The organism is Rhodobacter sp. P1_C2 (genome assembly GCF_056406375.1).
The window spans coordinates 334,442-353,050 of record NZ_JBFUAG010000001.1 but is presented as its reverse complement, the minus strand read 5'-3'; the positions used below and the strand labels follow the sequence as shown (position 1 = coordinate 353,050).

The following is an 18,609-nucleotide window of genomic DNA, read 5'->3' as shown; positions in this document are numbered from 1 at the left end:
CCGACAATTTCCTTGATCAGGATCAAATGAAAGGCCCCGCATGTCGCTTCACGCTCTGAAACTTGCGCCGGAGGATTGCGGAGATTGCCCGATCCGCCACCGCGCCGTCTGCGCCCGTTGTGACGCGGAGGAACTGTCGAAGCTGGAAGAGATGAAGTACTACCGCAGCTTCGAGGCGGGGCAGAACGTGGTCTGGTCCGGCGACCGGATGGATTTCGTGGCCTCGGTCGTCTCTGGCATCGCCTCTCTGTCGCAGACGATGGAGGATGGCCGCCGTCAGATGGTGGGCCTGCTGCTGCCGTCCGATTTCGTCGGCCGCCCGGGCCGCGCCGTGGCCCCCTATGACGTGACCGCCACCACTGACCTCGTGATGTGCTGCTTCCGCCGCAAACCCTTTGAAGAGATGATGTCGCAGACCCCGCATGTCGCGCATCGCCTTCTGGAGATGACGCTGGACGAGCTCGACGCCGCCCGCGAATGGATGCTGCTTCTGGGCCGCAAGACCGCGCGGGAAAAGATCGCCTCGCTTTTGTCGATCATCGCCCGCCGCGACGCCGGGCTGAAGGCCAAATCGTCCAAGGGCCCGATCTCCTTCGACCTGCCCCTGACGCGCGAGGAGATGGCGGATTATCTCGGCCTGACGCTGGAAACCGTCTCGCGCCAGATGAACGCGCTGAAGCGGGATGGCGTGGTGGAACTGGGCGACAAGCGCCGCATCCTGGTGCCGAACTTCGACCGTCTGGCCGAGGAAACCGGCGACGATGCCGATGGCGGCTTCCTGTCCTGAGGCTTTGGCCTTAAGTTGCGCCCCGAAACGAGGGGCCAGATGCAAGACGAAGACGCCGAACCGAAAAGCCTGAAATCCCGCTCGCATGGCAGGCTGAGCGTGCAGGTCAGCGCCAAGCCCCGCGACCTGATGGAGGAAGTCCAGGTCAAGGGCGCCTTCACCGTCAAGATCGTCACCCTCTTCCCCGAGGCTTTTCCCGGCACGCTCGGCCTGTCGCTGACCGGCAAGGCGCTGGACCTCGGCCTCTGGCGCATCGTGCCGATCGCCCTGCGCCCCTTTGGCGAAGGCAAGCACCGCAATGTCGACGACACCCCCGCCGGCGGCGGCGCCGGCATGGTCTTGCGCGCCGATGTCCTCGACAAAGCCCTGACCGAGGCCGCCTCCGGCGCCAACCCCGACCGCCTGAAATGGCCGCTGATCTACCTGTCGCCGCGTGGCAAACCCTTCGACCAGGCGATGGCGCGCCGCTTCGCCGCCTGCGACGGCCTCACCATGATCTGCGGCCGCTTCGAAGGCATCGACCAGCGCATCATCGACCACCACCAGATCGAGGAAGTCTCCCTGGGCGATTTCGTCCTGACCGGGGGCGAGATCGCAGCGCAAGCCATGCTCGACGCCACGGTCCGCCTGCTGCCCCGCGTTCTGGGCAACCAGGCCTCGACCGAGGAGGAAAGCTTCTCCGACGGCCTGCTCGAACACCCGCAATACACCAAACCCGCCCAATGGCAGGGCATGCCGATCCCCGAGGTCCTGCAATCCGGCCACCACGGCGAAATCGCCAAATGGCGCAAGGCCCAGGCCGAGGAGTTGACGAAGGTCCGCAGGCCGGATTTGTGGCAGGCTTATGTGCGGCGCAAAGGGCCGGGGAAGTAGGACGGGTCGCGGCGTAGCAGCGTTTGTTTCGTGCGATGTACTGTCATTGCCATTCACGGTCGCGCATGGCAGTTTTGCAACTATGACTGAAGAAGAAGAAAACGCCAAAGCTCTGAATAATGTTGACACCTACGGCTGCCACGTTCTTGGGATCATGGCCGAAGGGGACTTACCACCCTTCACCTATTCAATCGGTATCGAGGCCACCTCGCACCAACCCGACTTGCTGATCATCGGACTGAATAACAAGCTCGGGCACTGGATTATCAACGAATACAATCGGTTGGTTCGTGACGGAGCGGTCTTCGTCCCAAACAAGCTTTACGAAGGATTTCTTGAGGGCTTCCCGGTCCTGTTCAGCCCAATGTTGAAAGAGCATTACCGCGAATATCTTGGCTGGGGCAGATGGTTCTATCAAGGCGACAACTTCCGGGTCTTTCAGCTTATCTATCCTGACACTACCGGAAAGTGGCCATGGAATCCGATTGCAGCCAGCGATTTTGGGCGATGGCAGCCGCTGGTGTCCGAATTGCCTTTGATTGCCACGCACTAAGCCGTTACAACCCTCCCTTGACCCATCCACCGCTTCCCCCTATACGCCCCCTGTCCGGGGCTATCCGCCCATCGGACGCGATTCCTTTTGGCCTTTGCGCTGGCCTTCTTCGATCAGCGTGGACAGAGGGAGCCGACAGATAAAGCAGGCCCCATCTCTGGCGGGCTCCGGCAACGGGGGACCCGGTTGAAGACCAAGAGCTCTGGTGCGGCATCACCTCTGCGGAACACCGCAGGTCAATCGGAGACAGGTATGAACCTGATCGCACAACTCGAAGCCGAGCAGATCGCTGCTCTCGGCAAGACGATCCCGGACTTCAAGGCCGGCGACACCGTCAAGGTCGGTTACAAGGTGACCGAAGGCACCCGTTCGCGCGTGCAGAACTACGAAGGCGTCGTGATCGGCCGCAAGGGCGGCGCCACGATCTCCGCCTCCTTCACCGTTCGCAAGATCTCGTTCGGCGAAGGCGTGGAACGCGTGTTCCCGCTCTATTCGACCAACATCGACTCGATCGAAGTGGTCCGCCGTGGCCGCGTCCGTCGCGCCAAGCTGTACTACCTGCGCGATCGTCGCGGCAAGTCGGCCCGGATCGTCGAAGACACCAATTACAAACCCAAGTCGGAATAAGGAGCGAAGGCATGAAAAAGGGCATTCACCCCGACTATCACACCATCACCGTCAAGATGACCGATGGCACGCTCTTCACCACCAAGTCGACCTGGGGCAAAGAGGGCGACCAGATGGCGCTCGACATCGACCCGCTGGCGCACCCGGCCTGGACCGGCCAGTCGGCCCGTCTGATGGACACCGGCGGCCGCGTGTCGAAGTTCAAGAACAAATACGCCGGCCTCACGCTCTGAACGAGGTCAAGGTTTGGAAAGGCGCTCCTTCGGGGGCGCCTTTTGTCTTTGGGGGGGCAAGATGGTTCGGTTCTGTCTTTTCATTCTGCTGCTTTTGCCCTCCGCCGCGCGGGCCGATATCTTCCCCCATCTGACCGGAAGCTTCGGCTACACCGAGGCACCTTGGGAGTCCTGCGCGACCAACCCGGCCTTCTTCGCCTTCAGCCCTGATCACAAGAAGCTGGTGGTGACCTGGGCCAGCCCGGTCCTCAGCTTCACGGGCGACAGGATCAGTTCTTTCACCGGGACCGTGACCGAGGTTCACGCCGACAGCGTCACCGTCCTGCGCGACGATGAAAGCCGGTTTGCACCCGATGGCAGCAAGGTTCTGTGGACCATGCTCGCCACACCGGTGGGCATGTGCTGGACCCGCGCGGATTTGCCGGCGGATGCCTGCCTCTTGCTTGAGCATTGCGATGAGGCGGAACCCAATGGCTGAGACCTCACGGCCTTGTGAGGGCTGGTTTCCCGCGTCCTCGGGCATCATGGCGCGATGATCCGCCTCTGCATCCTGTTTCATCTGGCCAGCCTGCACCCTGCCGCGGCGCAGGACATCTATGACGCTTTGCGCGGCGATTATGGCAGCGCGGCCGATCCTGCGACCTCCTGCGCCGCCAATCCCCACACCCTCGATTTCATGGCCCAGCCGCCGCATGCGCTGTTTGACTGGACCAAGCCCTGGACGGACAAGGACGGCTTGCCGGTCAGCCACCGGCGCTATGACATTCTGGACCAGTCGGACAGCACCCTGACCCTGCGGCGCGAGGGCGATACGTCGCGCACCGCCGACGGCGGGCGCCCGGTCTGGATCCTGCGGCGGACCATGACGCCCGAAGGCTATTGCTGGGGCCGCGCCGACTGGCCCGCGGTCCATTGCGAGGACCAGCAGCTGCGCTGCGACAAGCCCACCTCCTGAGCCCCGATTTTTCTGCGAAAAATCCCGCCCTGCCACAGTCGCGGGCCAAGGTGACGGCCGCCTGCTAAGCCGCCTTCCCTATCGGCCAAGCGCCGCTTATAGGATGGAAAAAGGCTTGGGAGTGCTGGCATGGCGCATATCATCGTGGTGGGCAACGAAAAGGGTGGTTCGGGCAAGTCGACGACGTCGATGCATGTCGCAACCGCCCTGTGCCGGATGGGGTTCAAGGTCGGCGCGCTGGATCTGGACCTGCGGCAGAAGAGCTTCGGCCGCTATGTCGAGAACCGTCTGGCCTATCTGGAGCGGGCCGGCCTCGACCTGCCCTCGCCCGATTACCGCGACCTGCCCGAGATCGACGCCGCCCTGCTGGCCCCCGGCGAGAATGCCTTTGACCGCCGCCTCTCGGAAGCGGTGGCCGAACTGGAGGCGACCTGCGATTTCATCGTCATCGACTGCCCCGGCAGCCATACCCGCCTGAGCCAGGTCGCCCATTCGCTGGCCGATACGCTGATCACGCCGATGAACGACAGTTTCGTCGATTTCGACCTTCTGGCCCATATCGACCCGGAGACCAGCAAGGTCACCGGCCCCTCGATCTATTCCGAAATGGTGTGGAACGCGCGCCAGCTGCGCGCTCAGGCTGGTCTCAGGCCGATCGACTGGATCGTGCTCCGCAACCGGCTTGGCGCGCAGCAGATGATCAACAAGAAGAAGGTGGGCGCGGCATTGGAGGAACTGTCACGGCGGATCGGCTTTCGCGTCGCCCCCGGTTTTTCCGAACGTGTGATCTTCCGCGAGCTTTTCCCGCGCGGCCTGACGGTCATGGACCTCAAGGACACCGGGGTCGATCAGCTGAACCTCTCCAACATCGCCGCTCGGCAGGAGGTCCGCGATCTGATCCGCGAGCTCAGGCTCCCAGCGATTGAACAAGGCTCCGAAACAAGGCTTGCCTGACCTGCCGGCGGCTTTCGCGCATGCTGATCCGGTCCAGTCGCAGGGCGAAAGGGTCGGGCAGTTCCGTCTTGGGGGCGAACAGCCCGAACTTGGCAAGAAGAGATCTCACGTTACGCATGGCCGTCTCCTTGTCGTGCATTGAGGTTAATGTCCCGCCCAACCACGGCAGGAAAGTGGCAGCGGCTTGGTCGAAATTCGTTTCTACCGCAGGTGGTGGAAACGCAGGGTTTCCTCAGGCGCAACATTGCGGCGGAGAAGCTTGAACCGCGCCGCAGCGCGTGGCACCTCTGGCGGCGGAGGTGCCCCATGCCAAACCCGCTTTACGACGCGCTCTTCGCGCCCCTTGCCGCGCGCGACAGCCGGCTGATCACCCTGGCCGATGGCCGCGAGATCACCGGGCGCGGCTTTCTCGCCATGATCGGCAAGGCGGCCAATGCCTTGCGCGTCGCCGGCGTGCGGCCGGGCGACCGGGTTGCGGTGCAGATCGCCAAGTCGCCCGAGGCCTTGGCGGTCTATGGGGCGACCGTCTCGATCGGGGCGATCTTCCTGCCCTTGAACACCGCCTATACCGCGCCCGAGGTCAGCTATTTCCTGACCAATGCGACGCCGAGCCTTTTTCTCTGCGATCCCTCCCGCGCCGAGGGTCTGGCCGAGGTGGCGCAGGCCACGCGGCTGATGACGCTGGACGGCCAGGGCGGCGGCAGTTTCGGTCAAGCGATGGCCGGGGCGGAGGCCGGTTTTGTGCCCGAACCGCGCGGTCCGGGCGATCTGGCGGCGATCCTCTACACCTCGGGCACCACGGGGCGGTCGAAGGGCGCGATGCTGAGCCATGACAACCTTCTGTCCAACGCCGCGACGCTGGCAAAGCTCTGGCGCTTCACCGATCGGGATGTGCTGCTGCATGCCCTGCCGATCTTTCACACCCATGGGCTTTTCGTCGCCTCAAACATCAGCCTTCTGACCGGCGGGGCGATGATCTTCCTGCCGGGGTTCGAGCTGGACACCATGCTGCGGCTTCTGCCGCAGGCCACCGCGCTGATGGGGGTGCCGACCTTCTACACGCGGCTTCTGGACGATGCGCGCTTCACCCGCGATCTGGTGGCGGGGATGCGGCTTTTCATCTCTGGCTCGGCCCCGCTTCTGGCCGAGACCCACCGCAGTTTCGAGGCGCGGACCGGCCACCGCATCCTGGAACGCTACGGGATGACCGAGACCAACATGAACACCTCCAACCCCTATGACGGCGAACGGCGGGCCGGGACGGTGGGCTTCCCCCTGCCCGATGTCGAGTTGCGCATCATGGCCGAGGGGCGCGAGGTGCCGCAAGGCGAGGTCGGCGTGATCGAGGTGCGCGGCCCCAATGTCTTTCAGGGCTATTGGCAGATGCCGGAAAAGACCCGGGAAGAGCTGCGCGCGGATGGCTGGTTCATCACCGGCGACCTCGGCCAGATCGACCCGGATGGCTATGTCCAGATCGTCGGCCGCGCCAAGGACTTGGTCATCTCGGGCGGGTTCAACATCTATCCGATCGAGGTCGAGATGCTGCTGGACGAAGCCCCCGGCGTTCTGGAAAGCGCGGTGATCGGCCTGCCGCATCCCGATTTCGGCGAGGTGGTCTTTGCGGTTCTGGTGCCGCAGAAGGGAGTGACGCTGGAGGCCGAGGCGGTTCTGGCCAGCCTGCAGGACAAGCTGGCGCGCTTCAAGCAGCCCAAGGCCGCGGTGGTGGTGGCGGAACTGCCGAGGAACACGATGGGCAAGGTGCAGAAGGCGGAATTGCGCAAGGCTTACGCCGGGTGGTTTCAGCCCTGAGCGCGGAGCGGGGGCCAGCCCCCGCACCCCCGGGATATTTATGGACCAATGAAAAAGGTCAGGCGGAGTCGTCTGAGGCGGGCGCGTCGTCCTTGAGTTCGTCTTCGAGGAAGCGTTCGAAAGCGTCGAGGTCGACCGGGTCGAACTGGCCGAAACCCTGCATCCAGACTGAGGCCTCGCGCAATGCGTCGGGTTCGAGCTTGCACCATTTCACCCGGCCGCGCTTTTCCTGGCTGATCAGGCCGGCGTCGGCGAGGATGGAAAGATGCTTGGAGATCGCGGCCAGCGACATCTGGAACGGTTCGGCGACATCGGTCACCGCCATGTCATCCTCGAGCAGCATGGCGAGGATGGCGCGGCGGGTCGGGTCGGCGAGGGCGGCGAAAGCCATGTCGAGCGGATCTGTCATGGCGACAGTATCGGGGGCCGCGCCGGCAAGGTCAACCGGATGGTTGAATATGGAATGCGGGCAAAACCGGGGTTGCGCGGGGTTGGGGGCGGAATCCGCACTTGGATAATTTCGTTTTATATCCGCACATTAAACCAATCCGTTCTCCCATTATCCTTGCTTGACTCAGGCGCCCCCACTCCCTAGGTTCCGCTCGAACGTGAAGAGGGCCTTATGGCAGAAGATCCGGACCCCGAACGGCTGCGTGCGCTGGAAGAAAAGCTCGCGAAGCTGAAGGGCAAGGGTCCGGCCAAGAGGGCTGACACGGGCAAGAGTTTATCGCAGGGCGAAGTGGCCTGGAGGATGGTGCTGGAGCTGGTGACGGGCATGATGCTCGGGCTGGCGATCGGCTACGGGTTAGATGTTCTCTTCGGAACCCGGCCCTTCCTTCTGGTGATCTTCGCGCTGCTGGGCTTTGCGGCCGGCATCAAGACGATGATGGGCACCGCGAAGCAAATGGCGAAAGATGCGGACAGATCCGCGACAGACGAGAGGGATTGAACGTGGCTCAAGAAGGCGGTCTTGTCATTGACCCGATGCACCAGTTCCAGATCGTTCCCTTGTTCGGGGAAGGTCCGCTGACCTGGTATACGCCCACCAACCAGACCCTGTGGCTGGGCCTGACCGTGCTGGTCGTGTCGCTGTTCCTGCTCCTGGGCTCGGCCCGGCGCGCGATCATCCCGGGCCGGCTGCAGTCGATGGGCGAAGTGTTCTACAGCTTCATCCATGATATGGTCGAAGACGTGACCGGCCATGAGGGGGCCAAGTTCTTCCCCTATATCATGGTGCTGTTCACCTTCATCGTGACCTCGAACCTCCTGGGCCTGATCCCCGGCTCCTTCGCTGCGACCTCGCATATCGCGGTGACGGCGTCGCTGGCGCTGGCGGTCTTCCTGACCGTGACGCTGGTCGGCCTCTACAAGAAGGGCATCGGCTTCCTCGGCATGTTCTGGGTCTCTTCGGCGCCGCTGGTGCTGCGCCCGGTTCTGGCCTTGATCGAGGTCATCTCCTACTTCGTGCGCCCGGTCAGCCACTCCATTCGTCTGGGCGGCAACATCATGGCCGGTCACGCCGTGATGAAAGTGTTTGCGGGCTTTGCCGGCGTCATGGGTGTGGCTTCGGTCGTGCCGATCGCCGCCATCGCCGCGATCTACGGCCTCGAAATGCTGGTGGCCGTCGTCCAAGCCTATGTTTTCGCTATCCTGACCTGTGTGTACCTGCGCGACGCCGTTGGCGAAGCCCACCACTAAGTCAGCATCCTTCACCCTAATCGCAATCCTCAAGAATCCAATCCAAGGAGAATACCAATGACTGGCGATCTCGTTCAATTCGCACTGATGGGCAAATATATCGGTGCTGGTCTGGCCACCATGGGTCTCGGCGGCGCTGGCGTCGGCGTGGGTATCGTGGCCGGCAACTTCCTGTCGGGCGCTCTGCGCAACCCCTCGGCCGCTCCGGGCCAGACCGCCAACCTCTTCGTCGGCATCGCCTTCGCCGAAGCTCTGGGGATCTTCTCGTTCCTCATCGCTCTGCTGCTGATGTTCGCAGTCTGATCCCTTACCGGATCCGATCAACGGCCGGATTGGGGTTTCCCTGTCCGGCCGGGTTCCTTCCAAGCCCGTTCCGTCATCGGAGGACGCCATGTCTACAACGGAAACCGTGGCCGGCGCTGCGGGTGAGGCTGCCGAAAAGGGCATGCCGCAACTGAATTTTGCGACCTGGCCGAACCAGATCTTCTGGCTTCTGGTCGCTCTGGTCATTCTCTACGTCGTCGTGACCAAGATCGCGATGCCGCGGATCGCCTCGGTTCTGGCCGAGCGCAAGGGCACGATCGGCAACGATCTGGCCGCCGCGGAAGAGCTGAAGGCCAAGGCCAAGTCGGCCGAGAAGGCCTATAACCTGGCGCTGGAACAGGCCCGGGCCGAAGCCACCAAGATCATCGCCGCCACCAAGGCCGAGATCCAGAAAGACCTGGATGCCGCCATGGCCAAGGCCGATGCCGAAATCGGCGCCAAGGCCGCCGAAAGCGAAAAGCGCATTGCCGAGATCCGCGCCGGTGCCGTCGATGCCGTGGCCGAAGTGGCCCGCGACACCGCTGGCGCCCTGGTCACGGCTCTGGGTGGTCATGCGGATACGGGGGCCATCGAGGCCGCTGTCTCTGCCCGGTTGAAAGGGTGATCCGATGAAAAAGCTGTTGACCTCGGTCGCCTTTGCCCTGATCGCCGCCCCGGCCTTCGCCTCGGAAGAGGGCCCGTTCTTCTCGCTGCGCAATGCGGAATTCGTGGTCGGCGTCGCCTTCCTCGTCTTCATCGCCGTGCTGATCTATCTGGGCGTGCCCAAGAAGGTTGGCGCGATGCTGGACAAGCGCGCCGCCGACATCAAGTTCGAGCTGGAAGAAGCCAAGCTTCTGCGCGAAGAGGCCAAGACCCTGCTCGCCTCCTACGAGGCCAAGCAGCGTGAAGTGCAGGCCCAGTCGGAGCGGATCATCGCCACCGCCAAGGAAGAGGCCCAGGCCGCTGCCGCCCAGGCCAAGGCCGATCTGCAAAGCTCCATCGCGCGCCGGATGCAGGCCGCTGGCGAACAGATCGAATCCTCGGTTAAAGCCGCCGAACGCGCCGTGCGCGACCAGGCGATCACCGTGTCGGTCGCCGTCGCCGCCGAAGTGCTGAAGCGCCAGATGACCGCCGAGCAAGCCTCGATCGCCATCGACTCGTCGATCGCGCAGGTTGCGGCCAAGCTGCACTGAGCTGGCCAGAACACCAATGAAAAAGGCCCGGAGGAAACTCCGGGCCTTTTCATTTATGGGCTTCGCTCAGCGCGGACGGATGATGATCTCGACGCGGCGGTTCATCGCGCGACCCGAGGCGGTTGCGTTGGAGGCCACCGGGTTATCCTCGCCACGGCCATAGGTCGAGATGCGGCGCGAGGGGACGCCGGCGCCGACCAGCACATCGGCCACCGAGAAGGCACGGCGTTCCGACAGGTCCTGGTTCGACGCCGCCGAGCCGACATCGTCGGTATGGCCCACAACTTCGATGTTGCTGCTGGGATAGCTGACCAGGTTGGCCGCGATGGAGCGGATCTCGCGGTGCAGATCGGGGCGCAGCGCCGCGCTGCCGGTGGCGAACAGCACGTCATCGGGCAGGTTGACCAGAAGGTAGCCGCCCATATTGGTGACGGTCACGTTCGGGTTGCCCAGACGGTTGCGCATGTCGGCCGCCTGCTGATCCAGCGAGCCGCCGATCATGGTGCCGGCGATGCCGCCGATGATGGCGCCATGCAGGGCGCCGTTCTTGTCGTTGTGGAACGCGCTGCCGATGGCGGCACCGCCCAGGGCGCCCAGGAGGGCTCCGTTCTGGGCCCGATAGTTCGGGTCTTGAATACGGGTGGCCCGATCCTCACAGGCCGAAAGGCCCATTGCGGCGACGATCGCCAGTGTGATGGAAGGTTTCAACATGATGAATAGACTGCCTCTGCTGACTGAGCCGTGACGACGGCTACCCACTCGACTATACCACCCGCCGTGCGAGCGTTACATCCGGACCACTGCCTGCGCGGCATATTGCCCATCACAAGAGTGTCACCCGGAAAACGCGCCAGAGGCGGGCGGGTTCCCGCCGCCCGGTCGATTTTTTGCCGCCTCAGGCCGCGGCATCCTTCCGCGCCGCCTCCCAGGCGAGGATGGCGCGCTTGACCGGAAGGCCCCAGTGATAGCCGCCCAGCCCGCCCGACTTGCGCAGGGCGCGGTGGCAGGGGATCAGCAGGCTGATCGGGTTGCGCCCCACCGCGGTGCCGACGGCGCGCACGGCCTTGGGATGGCCGACCGCGCCCGCCAGTTCGGAATAGGTCGTCACCTGCCCCGAGGGGATGCGCAGCAAGGCCTCCCAGACCTTGATCTGGAACGGCGCCCCGATCAGATGCAGCGGCGCCGCCTGCCCACCCAACGCCGCCTCGACCCAGGGCCGAAGCCGCTCCGGATCTTCGACGAAACGGGCCTGCGGCCAGCGCCGCATCAGATCCTCCAGCGCCGCCGTGGCGCCCATGTCGGCGGCAAAGCCCATGCCGCAGATGCCGCGCGCCGTGGCCATCACCACCGCCGGGCCAAAGGGGCTGTCGAACCAGCCCCACCAGATCGTCAGCCCCGCCCCGCCCCTGGCGTAATCGCCGGGCGACATCGCCTCCCAGGTCAGGAACAGATCATGCAGCCGCGAAGGCCCCGACAGGCCGGTGCTTAGCGCCGTATCCAGCACGGTGAAGCGATCCTCCAGCAAGGACTTCGCATGGTCCAGCGTCAGATATTGCTGATAGCGCTTGGGCGAGACGCCAACCCAGGCCGAGAACACCCTCTGGAAATGCGCCGGGCTCATCCCCATCCGCGCCGCCAGCGCCTCCAGCGTCAGGGCCGGGCCCGCCGCGTCGATCTCTTCCAAAGCCCGGGCGATCACGCCGTAATGATAGGTCTCATCGTTCATGTCAGCCTCCATCCCGCCACCCTAAGGGGCCAAGCCCTCGCAAAACACCCGAATCCTGCGCAAATGCTTGCCCCAAAGCCGCCAAACAGGCATATCCCGGCCATGAGCGCACAACTCCCCTATGCCACGATCCGCCAGATCTTTCAGACCTTTCAGGCGCTGGACCCCGAACCCAAGGGCGAGCTGAACCACACCAATGCCTTCACCCTGCTGGTCGCCGTGGCGCTTTCGGCCCAAGCCACCGATATCGGCGTGAACAAGGCGACGAGGGCACTGTTCGAAGTGGCCGACACGCCGCAGAAGATGCTGGCCCTCGGCGAAGCGGCGCTGATCGAGCATATCAAGACCATCGGCCTTTTCCGCAACAAGGCGAAGAACGTGATCCGCCTCAGCCAGATGCTGATCGACGATTACGAGGGCGAGGTCCCCTCCTCCCGCGCCGCCCTGCAACGGCTGCCCGGCGTCGGGCGCAAGACGGCCAATGTGGTCTTGAACATCTGGTTCCACTACCCCGCCCAGGCCGTCGACACCCATCTCTTCCGCGTCGGCAACCGCACCGGCATCGCCCCGGGGAAGGACGAGCTCGCCGTCGAACGCGCCATCGAGGACAATATCCCGGTGGAGTTCCAGACCCATGCCCACCACTGGCTCATCCTGCATGGCCGCTACATCTGCACCGCGCGTAGCCCGAAATGCGGGCTCTGCCCGATCCGGTCCCATTGTCTCTACGAGGATAAAACATGAAGAAATACCAGGTCGTCGGCATCGGGAATGCCATCGTCGATGTCTTCTCCGCCGCCGATGACAGCTTTCTGGAGCTGATGGGGATTCAGAAGGGCATCATGCAGCTGGTCGAAAAGGACCGCGGCGAGATGCTGTATGGCGCGATGAAAGACCGGGTACAGGCGCCCGGCGGCTCGGTCGCGAACACCTTGGCGGGCCTCGGCAACCTTGGCCTTTCCACCGCCTTCATCGGCCGCGTGCATGATGATGCCCTGGGCCGCTTCTACGCCAGCCACATGGCCGAAAACGGCACCGATTTCGTCAACCCGCCCGTGCCGGGGGGCGAACTGCCCACCTCGCGCTCGATGATCTTCGTGGCCCCGGATGGCGAGCGCAGCATGAACACCTATCTCGGCATTTCCTCCGAACTTGGTCCGCAGGACGTGTCCGATGACGTGGCGGGCCAGGCCGGGCTTCTCTTCCTCGAAGGCTATCTCTACGACAAGCCCAAGGGCAAAGAGGCTTTCGAACGCGCTGCCAAGCTTTGCCAGGCCGCCGGCGGCAAGGCCGGCATCGCCCTGTCAGACCCGTTCTGCGTCGACCGCCACCGCGACGACTTCCGCCGCCTGGTCAAGGATCTGGACTATGTGATCGGCAACGAACACGAATGGTCCTCGCTCTACCAGACCGACCTCTCCTCGGCTCTCGAACAGGCCGCGCAAGACGCCGGCATGATCGCCTGCACCCGGTCCGGCCATGAGGTGATCATCTGCCGTGGCGAGGAGCAAGCCGTGGTCCCGGTCCACCGCATCGTGCCGGTCGATGCCACCGGCGCCGGCGACCAGTTCGCCGCGGGTTTCCTCTACGGCATCGCCACCGGCCAAAGCCTCGCCACCTGCGGCCGCATGGGCTGCGTCGCCGCCGCCGAGGTGATCTCCCACTACGGCGCCCGGCCAGAGACCGACCTCAAGGCCCTGTTCCGCAAGGAAGGCCTGATCTGACCAAGCCCCCCCTGCCCCATCTTCATTGGTCCATAAATATCCCGCAGGGGGGTCTGGGGGGACGCGAAGTCCCCCCAGCCGGGTCCGCAGAGCGCCCTACTCGCCCAGCTTGGCGTGCACCTCGTCCAGATCGACCTCGCCCTTGGGCATCTTGTTGGCCGGATCGTCGAAGTCGTATTTGAACAGCTGGAAATCGCGCTTGTAGATTTCCCACATCAGGTGTTTCGACAGATCGTCGAAATAATCCTCCACCGGATGCGCCCGCTTCGGCCCATGGCCTTCGCTTTCGTTGAAACGCGGAATCGCGGCGAGGTCGATCTTGTGCTTCGGCTTCATCTTCTTGACGACCTCGGCCATGCCCTCGTCGAATTTCTCGGTGAAGATGATCTTGTTGTAGCGCCCGCCATTGACGATGAAGGTCGAGATATGGCCCGACATCGCCGACCAGTGGATGTCCGGCTCCATCGGTTTCTTGAAGCGGATGGTGTCGCGGGCGAACAGAAGAAAGCGGCGGAAGCTGGCGATCTGGTCGAAGTCCTGTTTGCCGTCGTCGCCACCGACCTCGACCCCGTATTTCTGCACCAGCATCGGCACCAGGTTGCCGCGATAGCGTTTGCCATTGCGCTGGATGCCGCAGACCTTGTCGAAAAAGCTCGACAGGATGCGGGTATAGGGGTTCCTCACACAGGTGAAGGCATAGGTCTTGTGACCCTTCACCGCCTTTTCGATCACCGGCTGGCTCGCCTCCTGCGCCCATTTGTGCAGGCCTTGGGTCGAATCGTGGATATCGCCGTCGAAGAAGGCGCCATGGTCGGCGTAGAACATGATCTGCCCGATGGTCGAACAGGCGCATTTCGGCACCACGCGGTACACGACGCTTTCACTTTCGGTCATCCAGGTGCCGGGAAAACCCATATGCGCTTGCTCCTTGGCGATCTTGGCGGCGGTTTTGGCACGTTTGCCATGCAACCGAGGAAATTCTACGGCGAAAAGAGCAAAGAAACTCTGTCTTTTCAATGTCCAATGCAGGTAATTAAGGCAAGACCCCCGGGACAGCGGCACGGAATTGCTCTGATATGGCGAAAATCGCTTATATTCTTCTTTGCCACAAGGACCCGGACGGCATCATCGCCCAGGCCGAGAGGCTGACCTCGGCGGGCGATTTCATCGCCATCCACTTCGACGCCCGCGCCCGGCGCGAGGATTTCGAGAAGATCCGCGACGCCCTCGCCACCAATGCCGCCGTCACCTTCGCCGCCCGCCGGCTCAAATGCGGCTGGGGCGAATGGAGCCTGGTGGACGCCACCCTCGCCGCCGTCGAGGCCGCGGTGGAGGCCTTCCCCCGCGCCAGCCATTTCTACATGCTGTCGGGCGACTGCATGCCGACCAAGACGGCGGAATATGCCCATGATTTCCTCGATGCCAGGGATTGCGACTATATCGAAAGCTTCGATTTCTTCGCCTCGGACTGGATCAAGACCGGCATCAAGGAAGAGCGGCTGATCTACCGCCACTGGTTCAACGAACGCACCCAGAAATGGCTGTTCTACACCTCGATGGACTGGCAGAAGACCCTCGGCCTGACCCGCAAGGTGCCTTCCGATCTGCAGATGATGATCGGCAGCCAATGGTGGTGCCTGCGCCGCCGCACCATCGAGATGGTGCTGGCCTTCTGCGCCAAGCGTCGCGACGTGATGCGGTTCTTCCGGACCAGCTGGATTCCGGACGAGACCTTCTTTCAGACCATCGTGCGCCATCTGGTCCCGGAAAACGAGATCATGACCCGCACGCTGACCTTCCTGATGTTCACCGACTACGGCTTGCCGGTCAGCTTCTACAATGACCAGTATGACCTGCTGATCAGCCAGGACTATCTCTTCGCCCGCAAGATCAGCCCCGATGCGAAAGAGCTGAAACAGCGGCTGGGTAGCCTCTATTCGGCCACCGGGATCAGCTTCGGCATCTCGAACGAGGGGCGCAGCCTCTTTGCCTTTCTCGTCGGCCGCGGCAGGATCGGCCGCCGCTTCGCGCCGCGCTTCTGGGAGACGGAAAGCTCGCTCGGCCGCCAGCGCACGCTTCTGATGGTGACCTGCAAGAAATGGCATGTCGCCAAGCGCCTGGTCGAAAGGATCCGCCAGGTCACCCGGATTCCGGCGGTGGATTACCTCTTCAACGAGGCCTCGACCCCGTTGCCCGACCTGGGCGGCATCCAGACCACGCTGGAAAAACGCACGCGCCACCGCCGCGCCCTGGTGCGGATGCTGTTCGACTACTGGAAGACCGATGTGCTCGTGCTGTGCATCGATCCGGCCAACACCGACCTGATGCAGGATTTCTACAACGACAAGGCCAAGGTCCGTCTGCTGGAGATCGAATGCGACTTCACCGACGATTACCTGGTCGGCCATGCCAAGCGCGTCGGCCTCGCCGCCGACCGCACGCCGCAGGAGGTGATCGACCGGCTTTTGCCGACGATCCGCTATGACGTGCGCTTTGAAAGCGACCGGATCCGCGACGCGGGCTTTCCAGGCTTCTACCAGCTGCGCCAAAGCGCCTCGGTCGCGGAAAACACGGTGCCCCTGGCCGAGTTTCTTGATATCCCCGAGGCGCAGGCGCGCGAGATCGCCGCGACCCATTACCTATTCGTGGACTGACCCATGCAGAACTATGACCCGAGCAATATCTTCGCCCGCATCCTGCGCGGCGAAATCCCGAACAAGACCGTGCTGGAAAGCGCCCATAGCCTCGCCTTCCACGACATCCATCCCCAGGCCCCGATCCATGTGCTGGTGATCCCCAAGGGCGCCTATGTGAGCTTTGACCATTTCGCGGCCGAGGCCTCGCCCGAGGAGATCACCGATTTCCACCGCACCGCCGCCCAGGTCTGCGCGCTGCTCGACATCGCCCCCGGCCAGGGCTACCGCGCCATCACCAACACCGGCGCCCATGGCATGCAGGAAGTGCCGCACTACCACCTGCATATCCTCGGCGGGCGCCCGCTGGGGCGGCTGGTCGAAAGGGCCTGAGTCCGGTTCAAGCCCGGACCCGGGGGGCGCTCGGCGGACCCGGCTGGGGGGCTGTCCGCCCCCCAGACCCCCCGAGGATATTTGGGGACCGATGAAGGGTCAGGCCTCCCTGGTTTTCCACAGGCTGACGGCGATGCCCGTGGTCAGGATCAGGGCGGTGACGCCGAGGGACAGGCTGGCGGGGAATTTCTCCCAATCCAAGGCATCGGCGATGAAGAGTTTCGAGCCGATGAAGACCAGAAGTGCCGCCAGGGCGTATTTGAGGTAAGCGAAGCGGTGCAGGATCGCCGAGAGCGCGAAGTAGAGGGCGCGCAAGCCGAGGATCGCGAAGATGTTGGACGTGTAGACGAGGAAGGGGTCGGCGGTGATCGCGAAGACCGCAGGCACCGAATCCACCGCGAAGATCAGGTCGGCGGTTTCGACCATGATCAGGGCGAGGAAGAGCGGTGTGGCATACCAGAGACCGCCGCGCTTGACGAAGAAGCTTTCCCCCTCCAGCCCCTCGGTCAGGCGCAGCCGCGATTTGACCCAGCGCAGGGCGGCATTGTCGATCGGCGCGTGGTCGTCCTTGGCAAAGAGCATCTTGATGCCGGTCAGGATCAGGAAAGCGGCGAAGACGTAGAGCAGCCAGTGGTATTCGGCCACCAGCGTCGCGCCGACGCCGATCATCAGCCCGCGCAGCACGATCACCCCCAGGACGCCCCAGAACAGCACCCGGTGCTGCAGGGCCCTCGGGATGGCGAGGCTGGAGAAGATCAGCGCCATCACGAAGACATTGTCCATCGACAGCGATTTTTCGACGACAAAGGCGGTGAGATAGCTGGACGCCGCCCCCGCCCCCATCTGCCAGCCGACGAACAGCGCGAAGCACAGCCCCAGCGCGATATACATCGCCGACATCCGCAGGCTTTCGGCCACGCCGATCTCGTGGCTGCCCTTGTGGAAAAGCCCGAGGTCGGCGGCCAGCATCAGGCCCACGACACCCAGGAAACTGAGCCACATCCACAAGGGTGTGCCCATGAAATCGTTGATCAGGAATTCCATATCGACCTCTCTGTTGAGGCTCGACGGGGACGGCCCCACATCGAGCGCACTCGATGCGGTCCGACATCACGGTCACAGCCAGAAGGCAGCAAGCGTCAGAGGGGCCCGGTCCGCACCCCCAACATGGGGAGCGGTTCCGCGGCGTCAACCCTCGGCGGCGAGAATTCCGGCGAGGCCTTCGCGGTAGGTCGGATATTTCAGCGTGACCCCCAGCACCGACTTGATCCGGTCGTTCCGCACCCTCTTGTTTTCGGCATAGAAAGAGCGCGCCATCGGCGTCATCTCGGCCTCGTCATAGGGCACCATCGGCGGCGGCGGCAGGTGCAGCATCTCGGCCGCCAGCGTCAGCACGTCTTCGGGCGAGGCGGGGTCGTCGTCGCAGACGTTGTAGATGCCGGGATGCGGGCGGGTCAGGGCGGCGTGCAGCACGCGGGCGATATCCTCCACATGGATGCGGGAAAAGACCTGGCCGGGTTTCAGGATCCGCCGGGCCGAACCGTCGCGCACTTTCTGGAAAGGGCCGCGCCCCGGCCCGTAGATACCCGCCAGCCGAAAGATGTGCAGGGGATGGCCGAGGGCTGCCCAGGCCGCCTCGGCCCGCGCCCTGGCCTCGCCCCGCGCGGTGGAGGGGGCAAGCGGAGTCGTCTCGTCCACCCAGTCGCCGTTGTGGTGGCCATAGACCGCGGTGGTGGAGAGATAGCCGAGCCATTCCGGCTTTGCTGCGGCCAAGGCCGTGGCATATTCCGCCAGCACCGGGTCTCCCTCGCCGGGGGCGACCGAGGTCAGGATATGGCTGGCCTGCGCAATCGCGGGGCCAAGGTCGGTGCCGGGCCAGACCAGCGCCTCGACCCCGGTGGTGCGCAGGGCCTCGGCCTTCTCGGCGCTGCGGGTGGTTCCGATGATGCGCCAGCCCTCCGCCAGAAGCAGCGGGGCCAGCGCCTGGGCCGAATAGCCATGACCGAGGGAGAGAAGCGTTTTCATGGGCACCTTTATCCCCTTGGGCCGGGGGCTTCGCAAGCGGTTGATTGCGGCGCGCCCTTCCGCTTCATCAGAACTTCACTTGCCACGGTGCGGCCAAGCCTCTTAGATGCCCGATCAAAGTGA

General features: G+C 63.9%; 24 protein-coding genes. 18 read left to right on the top strand and 6 right to left on the bottom strand.

What is annotated here, in order from left to right:
* The first annotated feature begins 40 nt into the window (after positions 1-40).
* The 9 genes from fnrL to AC1DZT_RS01685 all read left to right on the top strand — a co-directional run bounded on the left by fnrL (position 41) and on the right by AC1DZT_RS01685 (position 6,791).
* Positions 41-787, top strand: a complete 747-nt coding sequence (fnrL, locus tag AC1DZT_RS01725) for a transcriptional regulator FnrL (protein WP_478004859.1) — start codon at positions 41-43, stop codon at positions 785-787.
* A 39-nt stretch (positions 788-826) separates the two neighbouring features.
* Complete coding sequence (gene trmD / locus AC1DZT_RS01720) at positions 827-1,660, top strand: tRNA (guanosine(37)-N1)-methyltransferase TrmD (protein ID WP_478004858.1); 834 nt, start codon at positions 827-829, stop codon at positions 1,658-1,660.
* A gap of 82 nt (positions 1,661-1,742) precedes the next feature.
* Entirely contained in the window at positions 1,743-2,213 is a 471-nt protein-coding gene (locus AC1DZT_RS01715; RefSeq protein ID WP_478004857.1) for a DUF4262 domain-containing protein, read from the top strand.
* A gap of 252 nt (positions 2,214-2,465) precedes the next feature.
* Complete coding sequence (gene rplS / locus AC1DZT_RS01710) at positions 2,466-2,840, top strand: 50S ribosomal protein L19 (protein ID WP_478002065.1); 375 nt, start codon at positions 2,466-2,468, stop codon at positions 2,838-2,840.
* A gap of 11 nt (positions 2,841-2,851) precedes the next feature.
* Positions 2,852-3,073 carry a 50S ribosomal protein L31 gene (gene rpmE, locus AC1DZT_RS01705; RefSeq protein WP_478004856.1) on the top strand — a complete coding sequence of 74 codons (222 nt, stop codon included), beginning with the start codon at positions 2,852-2,854 and terminating at the stop codon, positions 3,071-3,073.
* Positions 3,074-3,134: 61 nt separating this feature from the next.
* On the top strand, positions 3,135-3,551 hold the full coding sequence (locus AC1DZT_RS01700) for a hypothetical protein (protein ID WP_478004855.1): 417 nt from the start codon (positions 3,135-3,137) through the stop codon (positions 3,549-3,551).
* A gap of 54 nt (positions 3,552-3,605) precedes the next feature.
* Positions 3,606-4,028, top strand: coding sequence for a hypothetical protein (locus AC1DZT_RS01695; RefSeq protein WP_478004854.1), 423 nt, complete (start codon positions 3,606-3,608; stop codon positions 4,026-4,028).
* A gap of 129 nt (positions 4,029-4,157) precedes the next feature.
* The gene (locus AC1DZT_RS01690) at positions 4,158-4,982 is read left to right on the top strand and encodes a division plane positioning ATPase MipZ (protein WP_478004853.1); all 825 of its coding nucleotides are present in this window, start codon (positions 4,158-4,160) and stop codon (positions 4,980-4,982) included.
* A 306-nt stretch (positions 4,983-5,288) separates the two neighbouring features.
* Positions 5,289-6,791, top strand: coding sequence for a malonate--CoA ligase (locus AC1DZT_RS01685; protein ID WP_478004852.1), 1,503 nt, complete (start codon positions 5,289-5,291; stop codon positions 6,789-6,791).
* A 58-nt stretch (positions 6,792-6,849) separates the two neighbouring features.
* On the opposite strand, the gene AC1DZT_RS01680 is transcribed toward AC1DZT_RS01685, so the two are convergent.
* Positions 6,850-7,200 carry an ArsR/SmtB family transcription factor gene (locus AC1DZT_RS01680; RefSeq protein ID WP_478004851.1) on the bottom strand — a complete coding sequence of 117 codons (351 nt, stop codon included), beginning with the start codon at positions 7,198-7,200 and terminating at the stop codon, positions 6,850-6,852.
* Between the two features lie 213 nt (positions 7,201-7,413).
* On the opposite strand from AC1DZT_RS01680, the gene AC1DZT_RS01675 reads away from it, so the two are divergent.
* From AC1DZT_RS01675 to AC1DZT_RS01655, 5 genes are all read left to right on the top strand, one after another.
* A complete protein-coding gene (locus AC1DZT_RS01675; protein ID WP_478004850.1) occupies positions 7,414-7,740 on the top strand; it encodes an AtpZ/AtpI family protein in 327 nt (108 codons plus the stop codon).
* 35 nt (positions 7,741-7,775) lie between these two features.
* A complete protein-coding gene (locus AC1DZT_RS01670) occupies positions 7,776-8,489 on the top strand; it encodes a F0F1 ATP synthase subunit A (RefSeq protein ID WP_478005076.1) in 714 nt (237 codons plus the stop codon).
* A gap of 57 nt (positions 8,490-8,546) precedes the next feature.
* On the top strand, positions 8,547-8,792 hold the full coding sequence (locus AC1DZT_RS01665; protein WP_478002058.1) for a F0F1 ATP synthase subunit C: 246 nt from the start codon (positions 8,547-8,549) through the stop codon (positions 8,790-8,792).
* An 88-nt stretch (positions 8,793-8,880) separates the two neighbouring features.
* Positions 8,881-9,417, top strand: a complete 537-nt coding sequence (locus tag AC1DZT_RS01660) for a F0F1 ATP synthase subunit B' (RefSeq protein WP_478004849.1) — start codon at positions 8,881-8,883, stop codon at positions 9,415-9,417.
* Positions 9,418-9,421: 4 nt separating this feature from the next.
* Entirely contained in the window at positions 9,422-9,985 is a 564-nt protein-coding gene (locus AC1DZT_RS01655) for a F0F1 ATP synthase subunit B family protein (RefSeq protein ID WP_478004848.1), read from the top strand.
* 66 nt (positions 9,986-10,051) lie between these two features.
* Here AC1DZT_RS01655 and AC1DZT_RS01650 read toward each other — a convergent pair whose 3' ends face one another.
* Together AC1DZT_RS01650 and AC1DZT_RS01645 are read right to left on the bottom strand one after the other, a co-directional pair.
* On the bottom strand, positions 10,052-10,696 hold the full coding sequence (locus AC1DZT_RS01650) for a YiaD family glycine zipper/OmpA-like lipoprotein (protein ID WP_478004847.1): 645 nt from the start codon (positions 10,694-10,696) through the stop codon (positions 10,052-10,054).
* A gap of 184 nt (positions 10,697-10,880) precedes the next feature.
* Positions 10,881-11,711 carry a methylated-DNA--[protein]-cysteine S-methyltransferase gene (locus AC1DZT_RS01645; protein ID WP_478004846.1) on the bottom strand — a complete coding sequence of 277 codons (831 nt, stop codon included), beginning with the start codon at positions 11,709-11,711 and terminating at the stop codon, positions 10,881-10,883.
* Positions 11,712-11,813: 102 nt separating this feature from the next.
* Here AC1DZT_RS01645 and nth point away from each other — a divergent pair, with 102 nt between their 5' ends.
* Both nth and AC1DZT_RS01635 read left to right on the top strand, forming a co-directional pair.
* Positions 11,814-12,455: an endonuclease III gene (gene nth / locus AC1DZT_RS01640; RefSeq protein WP_478004845.1), complete on the top strand. Its 642-nt coding sequence runs from the start codon at positions 11,814-11,816 to the stop codon at positions 12,453-12,455.
* Positions 12,452-13,435, top strand: coding sequence for an adenosine kinase (locus AC1DZT_RS01635; RefSeq protein ID WP_478004844.1), 984 nt, complete (start codon positions 12,452-12,454; stop codon positions 13,433-13,435). The genes nth and AC1DZT_RS01635 overlap by 4 nt, the downstream gene beginning before the upstream one ends.
* Before the next feature lie 96 nt (positions 13,436-13,531).
* Here the strand turns inward: AC1DZT_RS01635 and AC1DZT_RS01630 are convergent, their stop codons facing one another.
* Positions 13,532-14,350, bottom strand: coding sequence for a sulfotransferase family protein (locus AC1DZT_RS01630; RefSeq protein WP_478004843.1), 819 nt, complete (start codon positions 14,348-14,350; stop codon positions 13,532-13,534).
* A gap of 161 nt (positions 14,351-14,511) precedes the next feature.
* On the opposite strand from AC1DZT_RS01630, the gene AC1DZT_RS01625 reads away from it, so the two are divergent.
* Together AC1DZT_RS01625 and AC1DZT_RS01620 are read left to right on the top strand one after the other, a co-directional pair.
* Positions 14,512-16,089 carry a DUF5928 domain-containing protein gene (locus tag AC1DZT_RS01625; RefSeq protein WP_478004842.1) on the top strand — a complete coding sequence of 526 codons (1,578 nt, stop codon included), beginning with the start codon at positions 14,512-14,514 and terminating at the stop codon, positions 16,087-16,089.
* A gap of 3 nt (positions 16,090-16,092) precedes the next feature.
* Positions 16,093-16,461: an HIT domain-containing protein gene (locus tag AC1DZT_RS01620; RefSeq protein ID WP_478004841.1), complete on the top strand. Its 369-nt coding sequence runs from the start codon at positions 16,093-16,095 to the stop codon at positions 16,459-16,461.
* 99 nt (positions 16,462-16,560) lie between these two features.
* On the opposite strand, the gene AC1DZT_RS01615 is transcribed toward AC1DZT_RS01620, so the two are convergent.
* Both AC1DZT_RS01615 and AC1DZT_RS01610 read right to left on the bottom strand, forming a co-directional pair.
* A complete protein-coding gene (locus tag AC1DZT_RS01615) occupies positions 16,561-17,505 on the bottom strand; it encodes a TerC family protein (protein ID WP_478004840.1) in 945 nt (314 codons plus the stop codon).
* 144 nt (positions 17,506-17,649) lie between these two features.
* Positions 17,650-18,486 carry an SDR family oxidoreductase gene (locus tag AC1DZT_RS01610; RefSeq protein WP_478004839.1) on the bottom strand — a complete coding sequence of 279 codons (837 nt, stop codon included), beginning with the start codon at positions 18,484-18,486 and terminating at the stop codon, positions 17,650-17,652.
* Positions 18,487-18,609 lie beyond the last annotated feature (123 nt).

What these genes read in the sequence shown, in the direction of transcription:
- fnrL (WP_478004859.1), top strand. Translation starts at nt 41, where the DNA reads ATGTCGCTTCACGCTCTGAAACTTGCGCCGGAGGATTGCGGAGATTGC.
- trmD (WP_478004858.1), top strand. Translation starts at nt 827, where the DNA reads ATGCAAGACGAAGACGCCGAACCGAAAAGCCTGAAATCCCGCTCGCAT.
- AC1DZT_RS01715 (WP_478004857.1), top strand. Translation starts at nt 1,743, where the DNA reads ATGACTGAAGAAGAAGAAAACGCCAAAGCTCTGAATAATGTTGACACC.
- rplS (WP_478002065.1), top strand. Translation starts at nt 2,466, where the DNA reads ATGAACCTGATCGCACAACTCGAAGCCGAGCAGATCGCTGCTCTCGGC.
- rpmE (WP_478004856.1), top strand. Translation starts at nt 2,852, where the DNA reads ATGAAAAAGGGCATTCACCCCGACTATCACACCATCACCGTCAAGATG.
- AC1DZT_RS01700 (WP_478004855.1), top strand. Translation starts at nt 3,135, where the DNA reads ATGGTTCGGTTCTGTCTTTTCATTCTGCTGCTTTTGCCCTCCGCCGCG.
- AC1DZT_RS01695 (WP_478004854.1), top strand. Translation starts at nt 3,606, where the DNA reads ATGATCCGCCTCTGCATCCTGTTTCATCTGGCCAGCCTGCACCCTGCC.
- AC1DZT_RS01690 (WP_478004853.1), top strand. Translation starts at nt 4,158, where the DNA reads ATGGCGCATATCATCGTGGTGGGCAACGAAAAGGGTGGTTCGGGCAAG.
- AC1DZT_RS01685 (WP_478004852.1), top strand. Translation starts at nt 5,289, where the DNA reads ATGCCAAACCCGCTTTACGACGCGCTCTTCGCGCCCCTTGCCGCGCGC.
- AC1DZT_RS01680 (WP_478004851.1), bottom strand. Translation starts at nt 7,200, where the DNA reads ATGACAGATCCGCTCGACATGGCTTTCGCCGCCCTCGCCGACCCGACC.
- AC1DZT_RS01675 (WP_478004850.1), top strand. Translation starts at nt 7,414, where the DNA reads ATGGCAGAAGATCCGGACCCCGAACGGCTGCGTGCGCTGGAAGAAAAG.
- AC1DZT_RS01670 (WP_478005076.1), top strand. Translation starts at nt 7,776, where the DNA reads ATGCACCAGTTCCAGATCGTTCCCTTGTTCGGGGAAGGTCCGCTGACC.
- AC1DZT_RS01665 (WP_478002058.1), top strand. Translation starts at nt 8,547, where the DNA reads ATGACTGGCGATCTCGTTCAATTCGCACTGATGGGCAAATATATCGGT.
- AC1DZT_RS01660 (WP_478004849.1), top strand. Translation starts at nt 8,881, where the DNA reads ATGTCTACAACGGAAACCGTGGCCGGCGCTGCGGGTGAGGCTGCCGAA.
- AC1DZT_RS01655 (WP_478004848.1), top strand. Translation starts at nt 9,422, where the DNA reads ATGAAAAAGCTGTTGACCTCGGTCGCCTTTGCCCTGATCGCCGCCCCG.
- AC1DZT_RS01650 (WP_478004847.1), bottom strand. Translation starts at nt 10,696, where the DNA reads ATGTTGAAACCTTCCATCACACTGGCGATCGTCGCCGCAATGGGCCTT.
- AC1DZT_RS01645 (WP_478004846.1), bottom strand. Translation starts at nt 11,711, where the DNA reads ATGAACGATGAGACCTATCATTACGGCGTGATCGCCCGGGCTTTGGAA.
- nth (WP_478004845.1), top strand. Translation starts at nt 11,814, where the DNA reads ATGAGCGCACAACTCCCCTATGCCACGATCCGCCAGATCTTTCAGACC.
- AC1DZT_RS01635 (WP_478004844.1), top strand. Translation starts at nt 12,452, where the DNA reads ATGAAGAAATACCAGGTCGTCGGCATCGGGAATGCCATCGTCGATGTC.
- AC1DZT_RS01630 (WP_478004843.1), bottom strand. Translation starts at nt 14,350, where the DNA reads ATGGGTTTTCCCGGCACCTGGATGACCGAAAGTGAAAGCGTCGTGTAC.
- AC1DZT_RS01625 (WP_478004842.1), top strand. Translation starts at nt 14,512, where the DNA reads ATGGCGAAAATCGCTTATATTCTTCTTTGCCACAAGGACCCGGACGGC.
- AC1DZT_RS01620 (WP_478004841.1), top strand. Translation starts at nt 16,093, where the DNA reads ATGCAGAACTATGACCCGAGCAATATCTTCGCCCGCATCCTGCGCGGC.
- AC1DZT_RS01615 (WP_478004840.1), bottom strand. Translation starts at nt 17,505, where the DNA reads ATGGAATTCCTGATCAACGATTTCATGGGCACACCCTTGTGGATGTGG.
- AC1DZT_RS01610 (WP_478004839.1), bottom strand. Translation starts at nt 18,486, where the DNA reads ATGAAAACGCTTCTCTCCCTCGGTCATGGCTATTCGGCCCAGGCGCTG.